This is a genomic window from Ignavibacteriota bacterium, assembly GCA_016716225.1.
In the GTDB taxonomy this organism is placed as follows: Bacteria; Bacteroidota; Ignavibacteria; order Ignavibacteriales; family Melioribacteraceae.
The window spans coordinates 1,725,237-1,748,937 of record JADJWT010000001.1 but is presented as its reverse complement, the minus strand read 5'-3'; the positions used below and the strand labels follow the sequence as shown (position 1 = coordinate 1,748,937).

Here is a 23,701-nt window from a genome sequence, read left to right as displayed (position 1 = left end):
GCTGAAGATGAAAATTTAAATATTTGGAAATTGGCAGCAGATGAAAGTGTTTTAAAATCTGATCTAACAAAATTTACTTTTGAAAATACAAAATCATTTCAATTTCCATCCGAAGAAAAAGATTTGTATTTCTATTTAACTTCAATTGATTCTGCAGGAAATGAATCTGAAACAAGCGATATTTACTCAGCAGCATTTTCATCAAATAAAAAAGCTTTAATTATAGATGGCTTTAGTCGATATGAAACTAATAGCAGATGGCAAAATCCACAGCATTTAATAAATACTATTTATTTTAATCCGCTTATTTCAAATACGAATTTTAGTGTTTCATCTTGTATTGATGAAGCAATTGAAGATGAAGAAATTGATTTAAATAATTATGATTTAGTTATTTGGTTTGTTGGTGATAATTCCATGGCTGATAATACTTTTGTAAATATGGAACAATATAAAATTGCACTTTATTTGGAACAAGGTGGAAAAATTTTAATTTCCGGAAGTAATATTGGTCAAGATTTAGAAACACAACATTCCAATTCAGAATCTTCAGATACGTTATTTTTTCATCAATATTTGAAATCAAAATTAATTCATGACGGACTTGATATTTTGACTGAACTTAATGGTGAAGAAAATACACAATTTGAAAATTTTAATACATCATTTTATGATATTGCTCCCGATGATATTGAGCCTATAAACGGAGCTATTCCAATTCTGAACTACAATTTTGAATTTGACCGCGATGGTTTGCATAGAAAAGGTGGAATTGCATATACCGGTACTTTTGGAGAAAGTACAAAAATTGGACAAATGATTTATCTTTCATTTCCGTTTGAAGCAATTGGTAATGAAGTTGAAAGACAAATTTTAATGAGATTATTTTTAGAGTATTTAAATATTCTTACTGTAAAAATTGACGAAGAAAAAACTATACAAAATGAATTTAAACTTTTTCAAAATTTCCCAAATCCTTTTAATCCAATTACAACAATAGAATATAGCATTCCGCAATCTGTCATGCTGAATTCATTTCAGCATCTTAATAATTCTGAGATCCCGAATCAAGTTCGGGATGACAATGTGAAATTAATTGTGTATGATATTCTAGGAAGAGAAGTTGCAACTTTAGTTAATCAAAAACAAAAACCGGGAAATTACAAAATTGAATTTGATGCAAGAGATTTGGCAAGTGGAGTTTATTATTTTCAATTGAAAACACATAATTTTATTCAAACAAAAAAAATGATTTTATTGAAATGAAAAATATTTACAAAATAATTTTTGTTTTATTTATGTTAAAATTCAATTTACTATTTGCACAAAATAGTATTACGTTCCAAAAAATTGATTCTGAAAAAAGTTACTCAGAAAAACGCGAGATTGAAATTATTCTTTCGCAAAATGGAGTTATTCGCAAATCATTCACAAAAATATTAGAGCCGTTTCAATCAACTCCGGAAGTAAAAATTTTAGATTCAAATAAATTTTATTTAATCTTTTCGCAAGAAGGATTGATTGAATTTTATGAAAATAATGAAATTCATAAAAAATATTTTCTCTACAAAACTCATCAGCATAACGAGCAAAGTATTATTGCAGATAATAGTGAAAATAATCTAGCAGTTTTAATTTCGGAAAATTTTCTAAATAGAATTTTCTTATTCAATGAAAACGGTGAAATTAAAGATTCAATAAATGTTGAAGATGGAATTACTTCGGGAATTTCATTTACGGGAAATGGAAAATTTATTGCGGTTTCTATTTATAATTGGAGTGATGAAAAAATTCTAAATCAAACAAAAATATATAACTCAAATGGCAATTTAATTTCATCAATAAATGAAAAATTTGCAAACGGAAAATTCTGTGATACCGATAATTTATTTTTAGGTTTCACAAATAAAAATTTATTTTGTTTTGATATGGATGAAAATAAAGTTCTGTGGAAAGAACATTTAGCAAGTAATGAAATTTATTTAGAAGCTATTTGGAATAATGAAAATATAGTTTTTATAAAGTCTCAAAATGCAAATTTGGAAAACGGAAATTGGATTTATCAAAATGCGGAAGTAATTTCAAAAAGTAAATTTGGTGAAAATTTATATTTATATAAATTTGAAACTTCTTTTAAGAAAGTAGAATTGAAATATTTAAACAAAAATTTTTATCTTTTTTTTGATGGCAAAAATTTTGAAGTGAAAATTAATTGAAAAATTATTTTGTGATTTTTAAACCTTTTTCATTGTAGAAAGTTTGTGAAACTAAAGTATCTTGTGAATAAATTTTCTCAAATCTTAACAATCCATTTTTATAATATTCGTAAAATTTTCCATCCATTTTCCCATCTTTAAACATTCCGTAGTTTCTAACTTTCCCATTATCAAAATATTTTGTGCTCATTCCATTTAACAAATTATCCTTATAATAAAATTCCGCTTCAACTTCTCCATTACCAAAATAAATCAATTGCTTACCTTCCAATTTGTTTTTTGCATAATTAAATTTTATTTCTGCATTACCGTTTTTGTAAAAGTAAATAGTTTCGCCATCCAATTCATCATCGGAAAAATTGGACTTTGCAAATAAAATTCCCAAACTATCATAATCAAAAGTTATCCCATTTTTAAATCCGTTTACATAATTTATTTCTTTGTGGAGAATTCCGTTTTCATAAAAATATCTGCAAACTGAATCAAGTTTTTCATCTCTATAATTTAGGATTGCTTTAATAAAACCGCCGGGATAGTAGTATTTATTTATTCCGTTAATTTTTCCTTCTTTAAAATTTAATTCTGATTTGATTGTTCCGTCACCGAAAAAATCGGTAAAATTTTCTTCAAGTTTCTCAAAATTTCCGACAATATCATAACGAATACGTTTAACAATTTGTCCGTTATTATATGTATCTATTACTTTTATCGATTTATCCGGATAATAAAAATATGATGTTCCATCCAGCTCATCATTTTTATAGTTTGCTTCAAGAGCAACACCGCCGTAATTATTATAAACTTTACTTATTCCTTCAAGTTTTCCATCTGTATAATTTTTTTCAACTTCTAGTTTACCATTCTCAAAAAATAATTTTGAAATTCCGTTTAACTTTCCATTTACATATTGCCAAATTCCTTGAATAGCTCCGCTTTTATAAAACGTTTTTGTAAATCCTTGCTGAATATCATTTTCATAATGTGGAATTGACCAAATCTCACCCGATTCATAATACCAAGTTGCATCGCCTTCAAGTTTTCCATCCCTATAATTCCAAATCATGCTTAAAGTTCCATCCATAAAATACCAATTGGAAATTCCTTCTTCTTTTCCATTTACAAATTTCCATTCTTTCCACAAAACTCCGTTATCATAAAACTCTTTATATATTCCATGTTTTACTCCGTTTATATATTCTCCTTCTGTTTCAATTTTTCCATTTGGATAAAATGTTTTTTTTATCTCTACTTCCTGAGCATGTAAAAATGAAATTACAAATAAATATAAAAGTGGAATTATTTTATTTTGCATAATTTTTTCTAAAGGTTAACAAAATATTTTCATAAATATTTTTGAAGTATTTTTACTAGGATAAACTTTGAAGTTTTTCAAGAATAAACTTTTCATTTTTTACACCAACATAAAATCCTTCAATTGTTTTTGTTCCCAGAAATATTAGAGATGGAGTTCCCATAATTCCGAATGCCTTTGCAGTTTGTAAATCCTTGCTAATATCAATTGAAAAAATTGAATCGAATTCCTTTTTCAATTTTTCTATAATTGGAGTTTGAGTTTTGCAATTGTAACATGTAGGCGAATGAAAATACAAAATACTTTTTTTGTTTTTTATTTTTTCTGCAACTTCAGAATTAATTTCACTAAATGGAATTTGATTGCCAACACTTTTTTTTGATTTTAAATAAATAAATAATTGAAATAAAATGAATGTTCCGAGAAAAACTGAGACAATTATAAGTAATAAATCCACAAAAAAACCTTTCTAACATTATAAATAAATACTAATTTTGGATTGAAATATAACTAATATTTTTTTCGATAAGTAGAGATTAAAGAGCGTAAATGTTCAGCGTTGAATACAAAGTGATGTTTTCTGATACGGATCCGGGAGGAATTGTATTTTTTGCCAACTATCTTAAAATAGCACACTTTGCATACGAACAATTTTTTGCTAGTTTAAATTTGAAAAGAAATTTTTTTCTTGATGATGAATTTGTTATTCCTATTATAAAAACAAATGCCGAGTTTAAGTCTCCGGTAAAATTTGGAGATAAAATAATTTGTGGAATTTACGTTGATGAAATCGGCATAACATCATTTACATTAAAATATGATTTAATTGTAAATGATAAAATTTCTGCAGAAGTTAAAACCACTCATGTTTTTGTTAAAAAATCAGATTTTAAAAAGACGGATTTGCCAAACGATTTAAGACAAATTCTTAAAGAACATCTAATTTAATATTTTTACTAAATCACTTTTTTTAATTTTTCCCAATTCGGTTCTTGGAAATTTATTTACAAATAATATTTCTTTTGGAAGTTTATACGATGCAATATTTTTTCTCAAATATTGAGTTATTTCATTTTTAATTTTTATTGATTTTTTAGCTTCAATAATTAGAAAATAAGATTCTCCCCAATTTTCATCGGCAATTTTTAAAGTTTCAAATTCATATTTAAATTTTTCTAAAAGTAAATTTCTAATTTCATTTAATGAAATATTTTCTCCGCCGGAAATTACAATATCATCTTTTCTTCCTAAAACTTGCAGATTTCCATTTTCATCAATTTTCCCTAAATCGTTTGTGAAGAATTTTCCAATTTTCAAATTATTAATCTTTTCATTCTTATAGTAAGATAAAGCAATAGAATCCGATGTAATTACAATTTCACCAACTTTTCCATTGGTAATTTTTTTATAATTTTTGTTTATAATTTTTAGTTCAACATTTGGAAAAGTAATTCCCGCAGAAATTCCATGTTTTTTTAAATTATTAAAATCAGCAAAAGTTACCATTGATGAGGTTTCAGTGGAACCGTAAACTGTACAAATTGGAAAATTATTTTTTATTGAATCAGATATTAATTTTTGCGTTGATGGACCTCCGCCAATAAATGCAATTCTAATACTTTCTAATTTTCGCTTTTGATTTTCTAAAATTCGTTTAAGCATTGTTGGAACTAATGATATTAAAGTCGGTTTGAATTTTTTAATTGCATCAAACAAATCATTTTCTTTTAGTGATTTTGGAATTGCCAAAATTGAGCCAGATAAAATTGCGCGCGTAAAAATTGAAAATCCGCCGATGTGAAAAAACGGAAGCGAAGCAAGCCAAATATCATTTGGAGAATGTTTAATTAATTTATCAGCAGAAGTAAAACTTGAAAATAAATTTTTAAACGTGATTTGAACTAATTTCGGATTTCCGGTTGAACCGGATGAATAAATCATTACCGCCGTTTTATTTACATCTAATTTTACAAAATCATTAAAGTTATTTGGAGATTTTAATTTGTCTAAATGAAAATATATCTTGTTTATTTTCTCAATCAACAATGAATTAAATTTTTTCCCAATAATTATTAAAAAATCTGAATCTGAATGTTTCAATAAATTTATTATTTCATTTTCTTTAAGTCTGTTATTTATCAAAATCGGAATTGCGCCAACAAACCAAAGTGCATTTACAGTAATAATAAAATCCAAATTATTTTCAGAAATTATTGCAACGTGATTACCATTTTTAATTCCTTTTTTAACAAAATATTGTGAAGTCATTTTTGATAATTCAAAAACTTGAGAAAATGTAAATTCGCTTGAATTATTCTTAATAAAAATAGTTTCAGGATTTTTTTTGAATTGCTGTATTAACCAAAAATTATTTTGCGATTTTATTTTCATGAAATTAAAATTTTTAATTAAGTGAAAAGTAACAAAATCAGATGAATTACTTTTAAAGTTAAATCTGAAAATAATTTATAAAAGTATTCCAATTGCGAAAAGAAATCCGTAAAATGCAGAAAGTTTTGCAGTTAATTCCAATGTTTTATTAAGCTCTTTACCAGTGTATGAAAAAATCATTCTAATTAATTTTATTGATAATGGTAAAGTTAACAAAGGAAGAAAAACAAACAATCTTTGATTGTATGTGAAGTAAACAACAAACAAAATTAAATATGACAAAATCATGAAAACCAAATACTGGTATTGTGTAAAACGTCTTCCCATTTTAACTGCAAGTGTATTTTTACCAACTTCTTTATCTTCATCAATATCTCTGTAATTATTTACGACAAGAATATTTGTAATTAATGCTCCAACCGGAATTGAAGCCCAAATTGCCATAGCTGAAATTTCAACAACTTGAACGTAATAAGTACCAACTGTGCCAACAACTCCAAAAAATAGAAAAACAAAAACATCGCCCAATCCATTGTAAGCAAGCGGATATGGACCGGCAGTGTAAGCAATTCCTGCAAATATTGAAAGAATTCCAATAAGCAAAGTTATCCACGTTGAAATGTAAACTAAATACAATCCTAAAATAAAAGTTGTTAGAAAAACAAGAAAGATTGCAAATTTCATTTCACTAACTGTAATTAAACCGGAAGCTAAAACTCTTAGCGGACCTTTTCTTGTTTCATTGTCAGCGCCAGATAAATAATCATACAAATCATTTACAAAGTTTGTACCTATTTGAATTAATACAGCACAAATTAATGCAACAGCAGAAGCAAGAAAATTTACTTTTGTTTCAAATGAAACTATTGAGGTTCCAATTAAAACCGGTACAACAGCAGCCGGTAAAGTTTTAGGACGACTTGCTAAAATCCAAGTATCTAATTTCGTTAATGCTTTTATTGATTCAGTCATACCTTAAGGCACTCGTGGAAATTTTTTAAAATCCGGTTTTCTTTTTTCGTTATATGCTTTTTTACCTTCTTGAGCTTCTTCACTCATATAATAAAGCAGTGTTGCATTTCCAGCTAATTCTTGAATGCCAGCTTGTCCATCTAATTCTGCATTGAATGCAGATTTTAATAATCGAATTGAAAGCGGACTATGTTCCAAAATTTGTTTAGCCCAAGCAATTCCTTCCTCTTCTAATTTTTCAACCGGAACAACTTTATTTACGAGTCCCATTTTTTCTGCTTCTTCTGCGTTGTATTGTTTACACAAATACCAAATTTCTCTGGCTTTTTTTTGTCCCACAATTCTTGCTAAATAACTTGAACCGAAACCACCGTCAAAACTTCCAACTTTTGGTCCGGTTTGACCAAATACAGCATTGTCAGCAGCAATTGTTAAATCGCAAATAACATGTAAAACATGACCACCGCCAATTGCATACCCGGCAACTAATGCTATTACTGGTTTGGGAATACTCCTAATTAATTTTTGTAAATCCAAAACATTTAATCTTGGAATTCCATCTCCCCCAACATAACCTTGATCACCACGAATTTTCTGATCACCGCCGGAGCAAAATGCATATTTCCCATCTTTTGCTGGACCGTAACCGGTTAATAAAATTACACCAATTTCGGGATCTTCACGAGAATCGGAAAATGCATCATACATTTCCAAAACTGTTTCGGGTCGGAATGCATTTCTCTTTTCTGGTCTGTTAATTGTTATTTTTGCAATACCTTCATTTTTTTCGTAAATGATATCTTTATATTCTTTAACTTTTTTCCAATTAAAACTCATTTATTGTCCAAAATATTTAGTAAAAATTTGATAATTAATTTAAGAAATTCTTCCGGCTTTTCTAAATGAGTATTGTGCCCCACGTCATGTATAATTTCTAATTTCCCATTTGCTAATTTTGGTAAAATTGATTTTCCAATCTGAGTAAATTTTGAATCAAGTTCACCGGTAATTAAAAATATTTTCATTGATAAATTATTTGCTAAAGCATAATAATCTTTCATTTTTCCGGTGCTGAACCCAATTAAGGAATTTTTCAACCCAATTTTATTATTGGATATTATTCTTTCAGTTTTTATTTGTAATAATTTTTCTTGAGGCATTTTATTTAGTGAATTGAATAGCGGAAGTTCAAACCAAAAATCTAAAAATTCTTCTAACGTAATTTCATCTAATTTCTTAGAAATTTGAAAATCATTTTTTATTCTTTCTAATTTATCTTTTTCATCTTGAATTCCAAAAGATGTACTTTCTAAAATCAAAGCAATTATATTTTGTGGAAATTCATAAGCAAAATCAAGTGCAAGTCTTCCGCCCATTGAATATCCGCAAATTATAATTCTAGTCAAATTAAGTTCATCAATTAATTTTTTAAGAAATGCAACTTGTGATTTTGATGAATAAAATTCGGCATTATTCGGGGATGATGTTTTTCCGTGTCCAATTAAATCAATAAAAATAGGAGTAAAATATTGTGGGATTTTATCCTCAAGAAATTTCCAATCATTTAAATTTCCGGTAAATCCATGCAAAAATAAAATTGGTATTTTTGAATGTAAATTTTCTTCATCATATTCTAAATTAAATTCAAGATTATCAATTTTTAAAATCATATTAAGAATTAATTTCTTCTTTTATTTTCTGCCAATATTTTTTTCTCAATTCGATGGATTTTGGGGTATTTGTTTTTATTTCAATAACGGAAAATATTTTAGAAAGAACTGAAGATTTTATTTTTTCGTGAAAATCTTTATAAGATTTTGGATTTGAATAATTTCCTCCAAAACTTTTTACGATTTTCGAGAAATTTAAATTCAATGAAGTATTAAAATATTCATCAAAATGATTTTTGGTTTTTGCAACCGGAAGCATACTAAAAATTCCACCGCCGATATTATTTATCAAAATTATTATTAGAGGAATTTTAAATTCAATTAGTGAAGAAAGTGCCGTTAAATTATGGTAAAATGCCAAATCACCAAGAACCAAAAATGTTTTTTCTTTTGATTGAGATGCAATTCCGGAAGCAGTTGAAATTATTCCGTCAATTCCACTTGCACCACGATTTGTTAAAATCTTTAAATTATTTTTTTTCTTTGATGCAAAATAGTCGAAATCTCTAATCGGTAAACTGTTGCTGATAAATAAATTTGAATTGTTTGGAATTATCTTTAACAATTCATTTGGCCAATATGGTTCTAAATTTATTTTAGAATTTTGTAAAAATTTATTTTTAATTTTCTCTGATTTTCTATCAAGATTAATAATTTCCTTTTTCCACTCAATTTTGTTTTGTGAATTTAAATTTTGTTTACTCAAAAATTCTAAAAATTCTTTAGGATCATTCTCAACTATTAATGGTTTGTTTTGCGATGGATCTTTTAAATCGCCAAAATTATTTATTGAGATTTTTTTCGCTTTTGTGTTTTCCAAATATTTTAGAACAGATTGTGAAGCCGGAGCATTTCCGAATTGCAAAATTATTTCTGTATCGTCATTAAAGTTTTGTAAAAATGCTGAATGATTTATAATAATATTTTCATTTTTATTTTTTACAAATCTTAAATCGCTTGTGCCATCTGCAAAAATTGGGATATTATTTTTTCTAGAAAATTTTATTAATTCATCATAAAATTCTTTATCAAAATTATCCCATGCTAAAAAAATAGATACTTTTTGTGATTGCTTAATTTTATCAGAAACATAAATCAATTGGTTGGAAATTAATTTTGATTTGATTTGATAATTTTTATTTTCTTGAACAAAATCAGAAATATTGAAAATTATTTCATCGCTAAAAGTTTCGGGTTCAAGTGGTTTTTTAAACGGAAAATTAAAATGAATTGGTCCAATATTATTTTTACTTCCGGTAAAAATTCCTTCATCAATTTTAAAGCAAAAATTTTCTAAATCAGTTTTTTCCAAACTAGGCAAGCCAAAATCACAAAAAAATCTTATATGATTTTTATAAATATTTTCTTGATTTATTGTTTGATTTGCTCCAGTATTTCTTAAATATTCCGGACGATCAGCAGTACAAATTATTAATGGAATTCTTTGATTATAAGCTTCAATTATTGCCGGATAAAGTTCGGCAACAGCAGTTCCGGATGTAGTAACAATTGCAACCGGTTTATTTATTTTTTTAGAAATTCCTAATGCAAAAAATCCTGAAGATCTTTCATCAACGTGAATATATTTTTTAAATTTTTTATGATTTGCAAAAGCCAATGTTAGTGGAGTATTTCGCGAACCGGGTGAAATGCAAACATGCTGAATTCCGAATTTGGAAAGTTTTTCAACAAATAAACTTGACCAAAAATAATTACGATTGATAAACTTTTTCATCAACAAAAAGTGATAATATTGGTTTAAGTTTTATTTCGGATTCTTCAAATTCAGACTGAGGTTCGGAACCTTCCACAATTCCGCAACCAGAATAAGCAAACAAATTTTTCTCTTTAATTAAAGCAGAACGAATTGCAACAGCAAATTCTCCATTACCATTTAAATTAAACCAACCAATATTTCCCGTATATAATCCGCGATCATGTTTTTCAACTTTTAAAATATAATTTTGTGCAATATCCCACGGAGTTCCGCAAATTGCCGGAGTTGGATGAAGTTTTAAAAGTACGTCAAAAAGTTTAAAGTCATTATTTAATTTAGCTTTAATTGGTGTCCATAAATGTTGAATGTTTGGTAATTTTCTAATTATAGGTTTTTTGTTAAAATAAATTTCTTCTGATATATCTTTAATCAGCTCAGTAATAAAATTTACAACCGATTGCTGTTCATTCAAATTTTTTTCACTTGTCAACAAAAATTGCTCAAAATTAAAATCTTCTTCAAGATTTTTTCCTCTTGGTGCAGAACCGGCAAGAGCATCAATTTCAATCCAGCCATCAGAAAATTTTGCTAATTTTTCAGGTGAAGCTCCAATAAAAATTGAATCTCCCTTTTTGAAAGTAAAAACATAACATCTTGGATATTTTGCACTAAGTTCATCCAACAAATAAGAAATGGTTGGATAATTATTTAGTTTAAAATTAACTTCTCGGGAAAGTACAACTTTTGCAAAATTTCCATCACCAATGTTTTGCAGAGCATTTTCTATTTGGGATCGCCAAATATTAAATGAATTTGAATAAATTGGGTCATCAATTTTTGCTGGTAGAATTTCTTCCCTTTCTTCAATAAAGAGATTTTTCAAAAATTCAATAGATTTTTTTATTTCAATTTCGGAATTGCTAAAATTATTTAAACTGCAGAAATTATAAATAATAAAATTTCCATTAGAGTTTTTAAGAAATAAAATTTTAGGAACAAACCAATCGGAATCATTAAAATCTTTCCATCTTTCACTTTTTTGGTTGGGAGCAAATTTTATTCCGCCTAAAAAAATGGGAATATTATTAAAATCTTGTTTATTCCAATTTGAAATTAAATTACATGAAATTTTGTTTACTTGCAGATTTGTTTCAATTAATCGGTTTTCACCATTTGCTGAAATTGTATAAATTGGGTCTATTCCCAGAAATTCTTCATCTTCGCTAAAAATTCTCCAATAAAAGAAAATTTTATCTTCTAAAAGTTTTGAATCAGTAAATTTTGATATTTCAAGATTATCTAACTTAAATAGAAAACTAAAAAGTGTATTTTCACCATTATTTTCAAATAAATTTCTTGAAGAATTGAAAAAATTTATTAATTCTTTCTCGAATAATTTTATATTTTGCCGCACAATAATTTTTATGAATTTTTATAGTTTGAATAAGTAATATAATTTTAATTTACGGAGCTTTCAACAAAATTTATAACTATATATGAGAGAAGAAGAAATAGAAATTAATAGCATTTCGTATAAATACGAAATGCGAAAATATGAATCAGCACGTAATATTAAAATTAAGATTAATAAAGATGGGGTTATAAAGGTTTCCCTTCCAAATTATGTTTCATTTATTGCGGCAAAAAAGTTTGTACTTGCTAACCAGAAATGGATTACAAAAAAAATCAATGATTTAAAATCTCAGAAAAATAAATATTATTATTTAGGTAATAATATTGATTTAATTAAAAAAGAATATGTCAATAATAAAAACTTGAAATATATATTAGAAAATGATACATTAGTAGTTCAGAAAAACATAAATGATAAATTTTCTGATGACGAGTTGTTCTTTAAGTGGTTGAAAATACAAGCTGAAAGTTATATCCCCCAAAGAGTTGAAAAAATTGCAAAACTTGGAAATTTTGAATTCAGTAAAATTCAGCTGAAAAATCTTAGTACACGCTGGGGAAGTTGTTCGGCAAAAAAAGTGTTGTCATTTAACATAAAACTAATGTATTTTAATCACAAAGTTATTGATTATGTAATTGTTCACGAACTGTGTCATCTTAAAGAGATGAATCATTCGGTGAAATTCTGGAAGCTGGTTAAGGGTATAATACCAAATTATAATATATATAGGAAAGAATTAAATAAAATTATCCTATAATCTAGAAGGGGGTTCTATGGCAAAATCAACAAAAGAGCAACAGATTGTTGAGCTCTATAACTTAGTGGGAAAAGCCCATGATAAGTTAAAAAAAGTACAATCAAAACACCTTGGTGCTGAAAAATTAACTTCTCCACAATTTGGCGTTTTAGATGTTTTGATGAAAAATGGTTCAATTCCTTTGAAGAAAATTAGCGACGAGCTTATGGTTACCGGAGCTAATATAACTTGCGTTATGGATAACTTGGAAAAAGAAGATCTTGTTAAAAGAGTTCATTCAAAAACAGATCGAAGAGTTATTAATGCTGAGTTAACTCCAAAAGGAAAACAAAAACTAGATAAAATTTATCCTGAACATGTTAAAAGTCTCAACGAAGTTTCTAAAAAATTATCAGAAGTTGAGATGAAACAATTAACAGCTTTATTGGAAAAATTAGCTTCTTAGTTTTTGAATACTATTCCTATCCATTCATCTTTCTGAAGGAATTCTAAAGCAGTAAACCCAATTTGGGTATACTGCTTTTTTATTTCATCATAATCTGTTTCTAATAAACCACTTAAAATTAGAATACCATTTTCTGTGCAAATATTCTTAATATCGTAATGAATTTCTAGTAAAATATGTTTATTAATATTTGCCAAAATCAAATCAAATTTTTGATTTTTTACTTTATTAATTTCGCCATTAATTATTTCTACATTAGTAACATTATTTTTTTCAACATTTTCATTTGCATTTTCAAAACACCATTCGTCATTATCAATACAAATTACTTTTTCTGCTCCAAGTTTCGATGCTGCAATTCCCAAAACGCCGGTACCGCTTCCTATATCTAGAACCATTTTCTTTTTATCAACATATTTTTCCAATAATTGCAGAACAATTTTGGTTGTTTGATGTTCTCCGGTGCCGAAAGACATTTTCGGATCAATAGTTATAATTATTTGATTTGGTTTAGATGAATATTCCTTAAAAGATGGCTTAATTACTAATCTCTCCGAAACTTCTATAACATTAATTTTCTTTTCCCATTCTTCATTCCAATTTTTACTTTCAACATTTTCAACTTCGACAGAAAAAGAATTTATTAGATTTTGCTGCTTCAATTCATTTAATGATTCTTCAATTTTCTCAACTGTCAAATCAGAATCTTCATACACAAAAGTTGTTAAATAATTATCAAATTCATTTATTCCAAGAATTTCTAAATTCCACAAATTCCCGGAAATTAAATCAATATTAAATGGATTGGCTTTAACGATATATTGCTTATAATTTTTCATTTTACCGAATTACTATTGTTGCAAATTTAATTCACTTAAAATTGTACAAATTCTATCTTGAAAATTTCTTGCAGATTTTGAGCTTCCAACAAAGTTTTGAATTAAAATTGCAAATGCAATTTCATGTGAATCAGCAGATTTTAAATATCCGGATAATGAACTTACTCCGCTTAGAGTGCCGGTTTTTGCGTTTACATTTTTATAAGCTTTAGTATTTTTCATTCTATTTGATAAAGTTCCATCAATTCCGGAAATTGGAAAAGAGTTTTTCAAAACTTCATAATTCTCTTTAGAATTTTGATACATATATTTTAATAATGTAACTAATAATTCCGCTGAAATTAAATTGTAACGAGAAATTCCCGAACCATCCGCAAGTACATAATTATCTGAATTTAAACCAGATTGATTAATTAAACTATCAATCATTTTTATTCCATTTTCTGCAGATGCCGGTTTACCAAAATTCTTTAACGCCAATGCGCGTAAGGTCATTTCAGCATTTAGATTATCACTATCTTTATTGAGATTTACAATTACATCTTTATATTTTCTTTCAAAAGTGTAAATATTTTTTGCAAATTGCGGAGTTGTTGCGGTATCTAATTTCCCTAAAAATTCAACATTTTGTTTTTCTAATTTCTCTTTTAGCAGATACAAAAAATAAAATTCCGGATTTACAATATTTATTTTAGAAGTATCTTTTTTTGCACTTATTTGTAAATCACCTTTTATAATTATTTCATTTCCGCGTGATTGCCAATCGCGGGTAATTTCAAATTTTTCTGTTTCATTATTTGTTGTAACCGAAGTATTTGATATATCAAAAAAATCTGTTTCGGGAATAACTTTAATTTTAGCTTCTTTATTTAATTCTCCGGGCTCAAATTCTATCTGCACGCAAGCATCATTTATAATTAACGGAGTTAAATATGGAAAATCAGATGAAGGATCATCGTCCCACATCCAGCCATTTCCCCAAAATAATGAATCCATATTTGAAACATCGCCGTATATATTTCCTCGTATTTCTTTAATTCCATAACTAATAATTTTTGAAACTAATGTATCTAAATCATCTGTTGAAAATTCTGGATCAAATCCGCCTTTAACAAAAATATCTCCGTAGCAAATCGAATCCATAATTATTCCGTTATGATAAACAGAAGTTTGAAATGAATAATCTGAACCTAAAAATTCCAATGCAGCAGAGGAGGTTAAAATTTTCATATTTGATGCGGGCGTTAAAAGTTGTTTTTCATTTTTCTGATAGAGCAATTTATCATCAGTTAAATCATAAATTGAAACAGCCAACATGGAAGACTTAAAAAAATCATCTTCAAATATTTCATTGATTTCTTCTTCAATTTCTTTGTTAAATTCTTGTGCAAAAATTGGAAATGAAAAAATCAAAAATGCTAAAAGAAATTCTGTTATTTTTTTCATTAAAAATACTCACGTTCTCTAAATTCAACACCAATTTTATTTAAAACAAAATCTTTTGCTTTTTCTTTATCTACTTCATCCAAACCAACAATTGATAAAACAACTCTTGTATAATTTTTAGCTTTCTGAGCAAAATCAATCATTTCTTTGTGCATTTCCGGAGATACTCTCATTAGCTCTGCATATTGATTTGGATCAGTAGAATTAAGGCTAATAGAAACTACATCAATTATTCCAGCAAGCTCCGGAGTAATATCTTTTTTATTAATGTAATTTCCATGCCCGTCTGTATTGATTCTTGTACTTCCGCCATTTTCTTTTACATATTTTGCAATTTGTTTTACAACATCCCATCTAATTGTTGGTTCACCGTATCCGCAGAAAACTATTTCTTTATATTTTTTTGGATCACCAATTTCATTTATGTAAACATCAGTTTCTGGTTCTTCCGATTTTTTCATTTTCAGATTATAACCTTTCATCACGGCTTCGCCTTTTCTATCGCAAAAAACACAATCGGCATTACATCTATTTGTAACATTTATGTAAAGTGAATTTCCAATTTTATATGTGAAACTAACTTTAGCTTTTTCTCCAATACCATAAAGGCGATAAACGTTATAATTAGTAATTCGCGAAACATCATCAATAGAAACATTTTGAACTTCTGAAATTGTTTCTGCAATTAATGGAATATACGAAGGTTCATTTCTTTGTCCGCGATAAGGAACCGGCGTCATAAAAGGTGAATCTGTTTCCAATAATAAATTTTCAAGATTTATACTTTTTAAAATTTCTCTTAAATTATCAGCTTTTTTAAAAGTAATATTTCCGGTGAAAGATAAGTAATGTCCCATAGCCGTAAGCTCTGCAGCATCTTCTTTACTTCCGGCAAAACAGTGAAAATGACATTTTAAATTTGTATTCAAATAAGATCTAATAATTGTCATAATATCTTCGTTGGATTCTCTATTATGAACAATTATTGGTTTATTAACTTTTAACGCTAAATCAATTTGTGCTTTGAATGCTTTGATCTGAATTTCTTTGGGTGAAAAATCATAATAATAATCCAATCCAATTTCACCTATCGCAACAACTTTTGGATGTTTGGAAAATTCTTCTAAAATTTCCAAATCTGAATCTTTCCATTCCCTTGTATCATGAGGATGAACACCAACTGCAGCATAGATTTCATCAAATTGTTCGGCTAATTCTATAGCTTTTTTCGATGTTCCCAAATCAGTTCCCGGAACTAAAATATAATTAACACCGGCAAGCTTCGCTCTATCAATAATCTGCTCAATTTCTCCATCAAAATTTGGATAAAATAAATGAGCGTGCATATCAACAAACATTTTTACTCCAATCTAAACCTAAAAAGTTTAAGAAATTTCTCCAATTACAATTGGGCTTTCGTTTAAACTTTTACACAGATTTTGAATTTCATTTAAAACACTTTTATTAATAATTGCAATTAACCCAATTCCCATATTAAAAACCATGCGCATTTCTTCATCATCAACATTTCCGGTATTTTGAATGAGATTAAAAATTGCGGGAATTTCCCACGAGTTCCAATCAATATTTATTGATAAATTTTTTGGAACAACGCGTTTGGTATTTCCAATAATTCCCCCGCCGGTTATGTGTGAAAATGCTTTTATCTCAAAATTTTGAATTAGGTTTTGAATAATATTTAAATATGATTTGTGAACTTTCAGCAATTCGGTTTTTAAATTTGAATTTAACTCTGAAATATTTTCATCAAGATTAAATTTTGAAAATAAAACTTTTCTCGCAAGCGAATATCCGTTTGTATGCAATCCGTTTGATTCAAATCCAATTAACAAATCACCTTTTTCAATATTTTTTCCATCAATAATTTTAGATTTATCAACAATTCCTACAATCGTTCCGGATAAATCATAATCTTTTTCATTATAAAGTCCGGGCATTTCTGCAGTTTCGCCACCGATTAATGCCACATTATTTTCTTTACAAGCATTTGCAAAACCACCAACAATTTCCGCTGCAACTTCTGAATTTAATTTTCCGAAAGCCATATAATCCATAAAATATTTTGGTTTTGCACCGCAAACCGCAATATCATTTACGCAATGGTTTACCAAATCTTGCCCAACCGTATTATGAATTCCTGCATCAATTGCAACTTTAAGTTTAGTTCCAACCCCATCTACGCTTGAAACTAAAACCGGATTTTTACATTCATTCAAATCAATTTCGTAAAACGCGCCAAAATGTCCAATTCCGGAAAGCACATTTTTGTTAAATGTAGAATTCACCAAAGTTTTGATTTTTTCAACTGTTTCGTCGCCAGCTTTTATATCAACACCGGAATCTTTGTAGCTATTTTTCAATCTAATTAGTTCCTTATTTATTTTAAGTTTTTTACGTTCAAAATTTTTGAAACAACAATTATAATTATAAAGTAAAATGATGCAAAACGATAATTTTTTGTATATTCAATTTAACGTAAATAAGTGAATTTTTTTTAGGATTTTGATAACTTTATAAGTTTATTTTTTCAATTTTATTTAAATGAATACAGCTGATTTAAAAGAACGCGAAAAATCTATTTTAAGATATGTGATTCACCAATTTATTCTAACTGCAAATCCAGTTGGGTCACGAAATCTTTCCAAGAAATTTGGAATAGGATTTTCTCCGGCAACTATTAGAAATATTATGTCGGATTTGGAAGAAACCGGTTTGCTCGGTCATCCGCATACTTCTGCTGGAAGAATTCCAACTGATTTAGGTTACAGATATTATGTGAATTCTTTAATGGATTCACCAAAATTACATCAAACAGAAGTTGATTTTATTGAATCTCAGCTTGAGCAATTAAATTTTGATACAAATGAAATTTTAAAAGTAACTTCATCAATTTTGAGTAGTTTGACAAATCAGCTTGCCTATGTTAGTTATCCAAAATTTGGAAATGCAATTTTAGAAAGATTACGTTTGGTAGAAGTTTCAAGTTCCAGAATTCTTGTTGTAATCACAATAAATTCCGGAATGATTAGAACAATTACTTTGGAAATAAATAGTGGATTTGATAGAAAAAGTTTAAAAACAATTGAAAGATTATTAAATGAAAGACTTTCCGGTTTAACATTTTCTGAAATTAGGGATACAATAAATGAAAGAATAAAAAGTGTTTCGGCTTCGGAATTCAAACCGGTAATTAGAGTTTTCTTAGATTCAGTTCCGGAAATTTTTACAGATATTCGTTCAAACGAAGATTCAATAATTACGGGCACAAAAAATTTATTAACTCAACCTGAGTTTATTGATCATAAAAAATTAAGCAGTATTATTGAGTTGATTGAAGATAAAGATATTATAATTCATTTTATGGATGAAAACGTAAATAGAAATTCCGGAGAAGTTTCTATTACAATAGGGAGTGAAAGTAAAGAAGAAAAACTAAATGATTACAGCATTATTATTAAAGAATATAATATTGGACAAGTTGCCGGAAGTATTGGAATTATCGGTCCAAAAAGAATGAGATATTCTCACACAATTGCAGCAGTTGTAGAAATGGCAGAAGTATTGTCAAAAATTTTTAATAAATAAATTTTAAAAACTTGAGGGAATTAATGAGCGAAACACAAAAAGAAAATAATGAAGAATTAGAAAATAAAGTTGAAACAAATGAAGAAGCAAATGAAGAAATTATTGATTCAAAAGAAGAAATAAATTCTGAAGAAAATGAAGAAAAAACTGAAAAAGTTATAGAAAATAAAATTGCAGATTATGAAGAGAAAATAAAATCTCTTCAAGATTTACTCTTACGTAAAGCTGCAGAATTTGAAAATTATAAACGCCGAACTGAAAACGATCAATTAAATTTGATGAAATACGCAGCAGAATCTTTCATAATAAAAATTCTTCCTATTTATGATGATTTGAATAGATCAGTTCAGCATTTGGGTGAAGATAGTTTTGATTCGGTTAAAGAAGGTTTAAAATTAATTTTTGATAAATTTACAAAAACATTGGATGATCAAGGAATAAAAAAAATTGATGCAAAAGGTCAAGAATTTAATGTGGAATTTCACGAAGCATTGCTTCAGCAACCGTCAAAAGACGTTCCTCCAAATACAGTAATTGAAGAAGTTGATCCGGGATATTTTTATAAAGATAGAGTTATAAAACATGCAAAAGTTATTGTAAGTAAAGAGATTGAAGAATAGTATATTTAAGAATTGATTTTGTTAAAAAAGGAATTTAAATGAGTAAAAGAGATTATTATGAAATTTTAGGGGTTTCAAAAGAAGCAACAAATGATGAAATAAAAAAAGCTTATAGAAAATTGGCAATGCAGTATCATCCCGATAAAAATCCGGATGATAAATCTGCAGAGGAAAAGTTTAAAGAAGCAGCCGAAGCATACGAAGTTTTAAGCAATTCTGAAAAAAGATCAAAATATGATAGATTTGGTCACAACGGGTTGCGAGGCGGACAAGATTTCCATAGTTATCAAAATGTTAATGATATTTTCAGTCATTTCTCAGATATATTTGGTGGTGGTTTTGGCGGTTCATCAATTTTTGATGATTTATTCAACACCGGCGGCAGATCTGGAAGAGGAAGACAAAGTTCAACCGGTACGCCAGGTTCTGATTTAAAAGTATCGTTAAAATTAACTTTAGAAGAAATTGCTTCTGGAGTTTCTAAAACAATTAAAATTAAAAAGCATACACAATGTTCAAACTGCAACGGAACCGGCGCAAATAGTAGTTCCGGATTTAAAACTTGCTCAGTTTGCAATGGTGCCGGTGAAGTTAGAGAAGTTTCCCGATCAATTTTTGGACAATTTGTTAATATTTCAGTTTGTCATAATTGTAAAGGAACCGGAAAAATTATTTCAGATCCTTGCAGAACTTGTTCCGGCGATGGAAGAGTATACGAAGAAACAAAAATTAAAGTAAATGTTCCAGCCGGCGTTACAAATAATAGTTATATGACAATGCGCGGCGAAGGAAATGCCGGAAAAAATGGCGGACCAGCTGGAGATATTATTGTTGTTTTTCAAGAAATTGAGCATGAACATTTTCTTAGAGATGGAGATGATTTAATTTATGATCTTTTCTTAAGTTTTCCAGATATTGTAATGGGAACTTCAATTGAAATTCCTACAATAAACGGAAGAGCAAGTTTAAAGATTGAACCCGGAACTCAGCCCGGAAAATTCTTAAAAATGCGGGGAAAAGGAATTCCTCATTTAAATCAGCATGGATCGGGAGATCAATTAGTCAGAATTAATATTCACGTTCCGGAAAAAATAAATTCAAAAGAAAAAGAATTACTAAAAGAATTGGGGAAAATGCCAAATATTGGTATTACGAATAAATAATTATAATTCAATTTTTCGAGCTTATTTTGAAAAATTACTTAAATATTATTTCACTTAAGCTAAGTTTAACTGCTCAAGAAATTAAATCCGGAGCATTTATTTTAATAGTTCTTTTGCTTGGTTTATCAGTAAAATTTACGAATTTTAAAATTTCAGAAAATCCAAAGCAAAAATATCATTTTAATTTTTTTGATAGTTTAAATAAAGTAATTCAACTTGAACAGCAAACTTTAGAATATGAGTCCAAAATTGTAGAAAAAAGAGTTGATTCTGACCTAGAACTTTCAGATTTTAGTGTAAAGAAATTAGATTCAAATAAGAAAATCGCAAAAATTTTACCGGAGAGTATTATTAATATAAATACATCCTCGGTTTTTGATTTTGCAAAATTGCCTGGAATAGGTCCAAAAACTGCCGAAAAAATTGTTGAATTAAGAAACTCTCGTAAAGGTTTCAAAAAAATTGATGAGCTAATGGACGTGAAAGGAATTGGTAAAAAGAAATTCAATAAAATTATAAATTATTTATATATCGAAAAATAAGAAATTCTATTATCCGGAGGAAAAATGAATCAAAAGAGTGAACCATGGTATATACATGCTGCGCTGTATGTAGTTATCGCAATTTTGCTTTTTATTTTAGTTAAAGTAGCTATAATTGATCCAACCGATTTCATTGATCAAGAAAAATATTATTCTACCGAATCTCATTTAAGAATGGGAAATTTAAGACAAGCTCAAATCTTATGGGAAAAGAAAAATAAAAATTTTACAGACGATTTATCTGCCTTGGTTAATTTTGTTAAAAGTGATAGTGGTGTAATTTCAGCAATGAATGGAATTGATTCTTTAACTAACAAATCAACTAACCCATTTCAAAATTTGTCGGATGGTTTATTTGCAGCCGATTCTTTAATGTTTTCACCAAAATCTCACAAACCATTTTTACTCCAAGTTGATACTGTAACAACTGTTGATACTGTAATAAATGTTCGTGGTGATATAATTAAAATTGATACTACAACTGTAATTGGTGCAAATTATTTTATTGAAAGCCCAGATGGATATGGAACAATTGGCGAAAAAGATAACATAAAGAAAAAACATTCCGCTTCTTGGGAATAAAATTTGGATGACTAACTTAACTAATCAAGTTGGTATTAATATTTCTAATACTTCAATTCAATTAGTTGAGATAAATTATAAGCAAAACAAAATTTTTTTGGAGAATGTTGATGAAGAATTTTTTGAGGATAATTTAGATGAAAACCTCAAGGAACCAAAATTCATCCACATTCTTCAAAATGCATATAATGAAATAATTTTACGAAAACCTCTTCTTGCTTCAAAAGTTCAAATTTCTTTACCAAATAATTTCTTCAAAATTTATGAAATTCCTATTGATAAAAATCTTACCAAAAATGATGTTATTGATTATATCAATTGGGAATTTTCTAAACTTTTTCCCACGGAAAATATTAAAGAATATAGCTTTCAAAAAATAATTTTAGAAACGCCAACTTATCAACCTTTCCACCGATTTCTTATTTACGCAATAAAAAAAGATTTGCTAAAAAGAATTCATAAGTTTTGTACTAGAAATAATCTTATTTTAAAATCAATTGATATTTCAAGCATTGCGGCAAATTCTTTATTGATTTATAATAGTTCTTTATCAAACTATTTTTCATTGTGGATTGACGAAAAAAATATCTCATCTTCATATTTTACAAATAATAATTTTGTGTTTTCAAAATCCAAAAGTTATTCAAATATAGCAGAAATTTTGACATACATAAATGATATATTTTCGGAAATAGAAAATAGAAATCTTATGAAAAATAAAATTTCTGAAATAATTTTTATCGGTTCATTATTTAGCAACGAGTTAATTAATAATATTCAAAATTCAACTTCGCTAAATTGCAAAATTTTAAATCCGTTCGAAGAATTAAAATTAGATATTTCACATTTTAAAAATTTAGAAAATTTAAATTCAGTTAAATTCAATGCTGCATTGGGTATGGCACTTAGATTAGTATCATGAGAATTATAGCCGGAAAATTAAAAGGAAGAACAATTAAATTTCCCAAATCTGATTTGGTTAGACCAACTACAGATAGAAATAAAGAATCAATTTTTAACTACCTAAATAATTTTTTAGATTTTGAAAATATTACTGCATGTGATTTATATGCCGGAACGGGATCACTTGGATTTGAAATAATAAGTCGTGGTGCCAAAGAAGTTCATTTCGTAGAAAATAATTTTGTTGTATATAAAAATATTTTAGCAAATATTGAATTATTGAAAGTTGAAGAATTTAGTAAAGTTTTTAAAATAACTTCATTAAAATATACAAGCACAAACGGAAATCAAAAATATGATTTAATAATTGCAGATCCGCCATTTTTCAAAGATGATATTTATTTGGTTTATAAAAATATTATTGAAAATAAATTATTAAATCCAGAGGGAATTTTAATTATTGAAAGATCAATTCAAACAGAAAATGATGATGTAAAAAACTTTAAATTGGAGCCAATAAAAAGATTAGGCGATAGTTTGATTTATCAATTTTCAAATTAGAAATTATAATTAAATTTTAGCGAAAGAAAATTATGAAAACAGTAATATATCCCGGAACATTTGATCCGGTAACAAACGGACATATTGATGTTATAAAAAGAGCAATTGATTTGTTCGATAAAGTTGTTGTAACAGTTGCAAGAAATCCAATAAAATCGCCAATGTTTACTGTTGAGGAAAGATTGATAATGCTTCGCGAAAGTTTAAAGGAATTTAAAAGCGTGTACGTTGATTCATTTGAAGGTTTAGTTGTTGATCATGCGAAAGAGGTTGGTGCAATTGGAATTATTAGAGGATTGCGTGCAATTAGTGATTTTGAATACGAATTTCAAATGGCTTTGATGAACAGAAAATTGGATGAAAATTTACGAACCGTTTTTCTTATGCCACACGAAAAATATACATATCTTAATTCTACAATTGTAAGAAACTTAGCACAATTCAATAGTGATATTTCTGATTTTGTACCACCAATTGTAAATACAATGTTAAAAAATAAAAGCAATAAAAGTGATCAACCTAAACAAGATATTAGAGATCAATAA

At 27.6% G+C, this 23,701-nt stretch carries 25 protein-coding genes; 13 read left to right on the top strand and 12 right to left on the bottom strand.

The window, feature by feature from the left end; translation table 11 throughout:
* Positions 1-816: 816 nt before the first annotated feature.
* Positions 817-1,266, top strand: coding sequence for a T9SS type A sorting domain-containing protein (locus IPM32_07500; protein MBK8945107.1), 450 nt, complete (start codon positions 817-819; stop codon positions 1,264-1,266).
* Positions 1,263-2,216 carry a PQQ-like beta-propeller repeat protein gene (locus IPM32_07495; GenBank protein ID MBK8945106.1) on the top strand — a complete coding sequence of 318 codons (954 nt, stop codon included), beginning with the start codon at positions 1,263-1,265 and terminating at the stop codon, positions 2,214-2,216. The genes IPM32_07500 and IPM32_07495 overlap by 4 nt, the downstream gene beginning before the upstream one ends.
* Positions 2,217-2,220: 4 nt before the next feature.
* Here the strand turns inward: IPM32_07495 and IPM32_07490 are convergent, their stop codons facing one another.
* Positions 2,221-3,528, bottom strand: coding sequence for a toxin-antitoxin system YwqK family antitoxin (locus tag IPM32_07490; protein ID MBK8945105.1), 1,308 nt, complete (start codon positions 3,526-3,528; stop codon positions 2,221-2,223).
* Positions 3,529-3,583: 55 nt separating this feature from the next.
* Positions 3,584-3,985 carry a thioredoxin family protein gene (locus IPM32_07485; GenBank protein ID MBK8945104.1) on the bottom strand — a complete coding sequence of 134 codons (402 nt, stop codon included), beginning with the start codon at positions 3,983-3,985 and terminating at the stop codon, positions 3,584-3,586.
* Positions 3,986-4,077: 92 nt separating this feature from the next.
* Here IPM32_07485 and IPM32_07480 point away from each other — a divergent pair, with 92 nt between their 5' ends.
* Complete coding sequence (locus IPM32_07480) at positions 4,078-4,476, top strand: acyl-CoA thioesterase (protein ID MBK8945103.1); 399 nt, start codon at positions 4,078-4,080, stop codon at positions 4,474-4,476.
* Here the strand turns inward: IPM32_07480 and IPM32_07475 are convergent.
* The 6 genes from IPM32_07475 to IPM32_07450 all read right to left on the bottom strand — a co-directional run bounded on the left by IPM32_07475 (position 4,468) and on the right by IPM32_07450 (position 11,692).
* Positions 4,468-5,919, bottom strand: coding sequence for an acyl--CoA ligase (locus IPM32_07475; GenBank protein ID MBK8945102.1), 1,452 nt, complete (start codon positions 5,917-5,919; stop codon positions 4,468-4,470). The two genes, IPM32_07480 and IPM32_07475, sit on opposite strands and share 9 nt — an antisense overlap.
* A 75-nt stretch (positions 5,920-5,994) precedes the next feature.
* Positions 5,995-6,891 carry a 1,4-dihydroxy-2-naphthoate polyprenyltransferase gene (locus tag IPM32_07470; GenBank protein ID MBK8945101.1) on the bottom strand — a complete coding sequence of 299 codons (897 nt, stop codon included), beginning with the start codon at positions 6,889-6,891 and terminating at the stop codon, positions 5,995-5,997.
* Between the two features lie 3 nt (positions 6,892-6,894).
* On the bottom strand, positions 6,895-7,728 hold the full coding sequence (menB, locus tag IPM32_07465; GenBank protein MBK8945100.1) for a 1,4-dihydroxy-2-naphthoyl-CoA synthase: 834 nt from the start codon (positions 7,726-7,728) through the stop codon (positions 6,895-6,897).
* Positions 7,725-8,561 (bottom strand): 2-succinyl-6-hydroxy-2,4-cyclohexadiene-1-carboxylate synthase, encoded by an 837-nt coding sequence (gene menH, locus IPM32_07460; GenBank protein MBK8945099.1) that lies wholly within the window; start codon positions 8,559-8,561, stop codon positions 7,725-7,727. The genes menB and menH overlap by 4 nt, the downstream gene beginning before the upstream one ends.
* Position 8,562: 1 nt before the next feature.
* Positions 8,563-10,296 carry a 2-succinyl-5-enolpyruvyl-6-hydroxy-3-cyclohexene-1-carboxylic-acid synthase gene (menD, locus tag IPM32_07455; protein ID MBK8945098.1) on the bottom strand — a complete coding sequence of 578 codons (1,734 nt, stop codon included), beginning with the start codon at positions 10,294-10,296 and terminating at the stop codon, positions 8,563-8,565.
* A complete protein-coding gene (locus IPM32_07450) occupies positions 10,274-11,692 on the bottom strand; it encodes an isochorismate synthase (protein MBK8945097.1) in 1,419 nt (472 codons plus the stop codon). The genes menD and IPM32_07450 overlap by 23 nt, the downstream gene beginning before the upstream one ends.
* An 82-nt stretch (positions 11,693-11,774) precedes the next feature.
* Between IPM32_07450 and IPM32_07445 the strand changes: the two genes are divergently transcribed.
* Together IPM32_07445 and IPM32_07440 are read left to right on the top strand one after the other, a co-directional pair.
* Positions 11,775-12,449, top strand: coding sequence for a M48 family metallopeptidase (locus IPM32_07445; protein ID MBK8945096.1), 675 nt, complete (start codon positions 11,775-11,777; stop codon positions 12,447-12,449).
* Between the two features lie 16 nt (positions 12,450-12,465).
* Positions 12,466-12,894, top strand: coding sequence for a MarR family transcriptional regulator (locus tag IPM32_07440; GenBank protein ID MBK8945095.1), 429 nt, complete (start codon positions 12,466-12,468; stop codon positions 12,892-12,894).
* On the opposite strand, the gene prmA is transcribed toward IPM32_07440, so the two are convergent.
* Genes prmA through IPM32_07420 form a run of 4 tightly spaced genes read right to left on the bottom strand, consistent with a single transcriptional unit; the run spans position 12,891 to position 17,560 of the window.
* Positions 12,891-13,733 carry a 50S ribosomal protein L11 methyltransferase gene (prmA, locus tag IPM32_07435; GenBank protein ID MBK8945094.1) on the bottom strand — a complete coding sequence of 281 codons (843 nt, stop codon included), beginning with the start codon at positions 13,731-13,733 and terminating at the stop codon, positions 12,891-12,893. The genes IPM32_07440 and prmA overlap by 4 nt on opposite strands.
* Before the next feature lie 12 nt (positions 13,734-13,745).
* A complete protein-coding gene (dacB, locus tag IPM32_07430) occupies positions 13,746-15,179 on the bottom strand; it encodes a D-alanyl-D-alanine carboxypeptidase/D-alanyl-D-alanine-endopeptidase (GenBank protein ID MBK8945093.1) in 1,434 nt (477 codons plus the stop codon).
* Positions 15,179-16,537, bottom strand: coding sequence for a YchF/TatD family DNA exonuclease (locus IPM32_07425; protein MBK8945092.1), 1,359 nt, complete (start codon positions 16,535-16,537; stop codon positions 15,179-15,181). The genes dacB and IPM32_07425 overlap by 1 nt, the downstream gene beginning before the upstream one ends.
* Before the next feature lie 27 nt (positions 16,538-16,564).
* Positions 16,565-17,560 (bottom strand): phosphoribosylformylglycinamidine cyclo-ligase, encoded by a 996-nt coding sequence (locus IPM32_07420; GenBank protein ID MBK8945091.1) that lies wholly within the window; start codon positions 17,558-17,560, stop codon positions 16,565-16,567.
* Positions 17,561-17,741: 181 nt separating this feature from the next.
* Here IPM32_07420 and hrcA point away from each other — a divergent pair, with 181 nt between their 5' ends.
* Genes hrcA through coaD form a run of 8 tightly spaced genes read left to right on the top strand, consistent with a single transcriptional unit; the run spans position 17,742 to position 23,701 of the window.
* A complete protein-coding gene (gene hrcA, locus IPM32_07415) occupies positions 17,742-18,785 on the top strand; it encodes a heat-inducible transcription repressor HrcA (GenBank protein ID MBK8945090.1) in 1,044 nt (347 codons plus the stop codon).
* Between the two features lie 23 nt (positions 18,786-18,808).
* Positions 18,809-19,405 (top strand): nucleotide exchange factor GrpE, encoded by a 597-nt coding sequence (locus IPM32_07410; protein ID MBK8945089.1) that lies wholly within the window; start codon positions 18,809-18,811, stop codon positions 19,403-19,405.
* A gap of 38 nt (positions 19,406-19,443) precedes the next feature.
* The gene (gene dnaJ / locus IPM32_07405; GenBank protein MBK8945088.1) at positions 19,444-20,568 is read left to right on the top strand and encodes a molecular chaperone DnaJ; all 1,125 of its coding nucleotides are present in this window, start codon (positions 19,444-19,446) and stop codon (positions 20,566-20,568) included.
* A gap of 26 nt (positions 20,569-20,594) precedes the next feature.
* Positions 20,595-21,110: a helix-hairpin-helix domain-containing protein gene (locus IPM32_07400; GenBank protein MBK8945087.1), complete on the top strand. Its 516-nt coding sequence runs from the start codon at positions 20,595-20,597 to the stop codon at positions 21,108-21,110.
* A 24-nt stretch (positions 21,111-21,134) separates the two neighbouring features.
* On the top strand, positions 21,135-21,692 hold the full coding sequence (locus IPM32_07395) for a hypothetical protein (protein MBK8945086.1): 558 nt from the start codon (positions 21,135-21,137) through the stop codon (positions 21,690-21,692).
* A gap of 7 nt (positions 21,693-21,699) precedes the next feature.
* Positions 21,700-22,614 (top strand): pilus assembly protein PilM, encoded by a 915-nt coding sequence (pilM, locus tag IPM32_07390; protein ID MBK8945085.1) that lies wholly within the window; start codon positions 21,700-21,702, stop codon positions 22,612-22,614.
* Complete coding sequence (gene rsmD, locus IPM32_07385; GenBank protein MBK8945084.1) at positions 22,611-23,156, top strand: 16S rRNA (guanine(966)-N(2))-methyltransferase RsmD; 546 nt, start codon at positions 22,611-22,613, stop codon at positions 23,154-23,156. Before pilM ends, rsmD begins: the two co-directional genes overlap by 4 nt.
* Before the next feature lie 32 nt (positions 23,157-23,188).
* On the top strand, positions 23,189-23,701 hold the full coding sequence (gene coaD / locus IPM32_07380; GenBank protein ID MBK8945083.1) for a pantetheine-phosphate adenylyltransferase: 513 nt from the start codon (positions 23,189-23,191) through the stop codon (positions 23,699-23,701).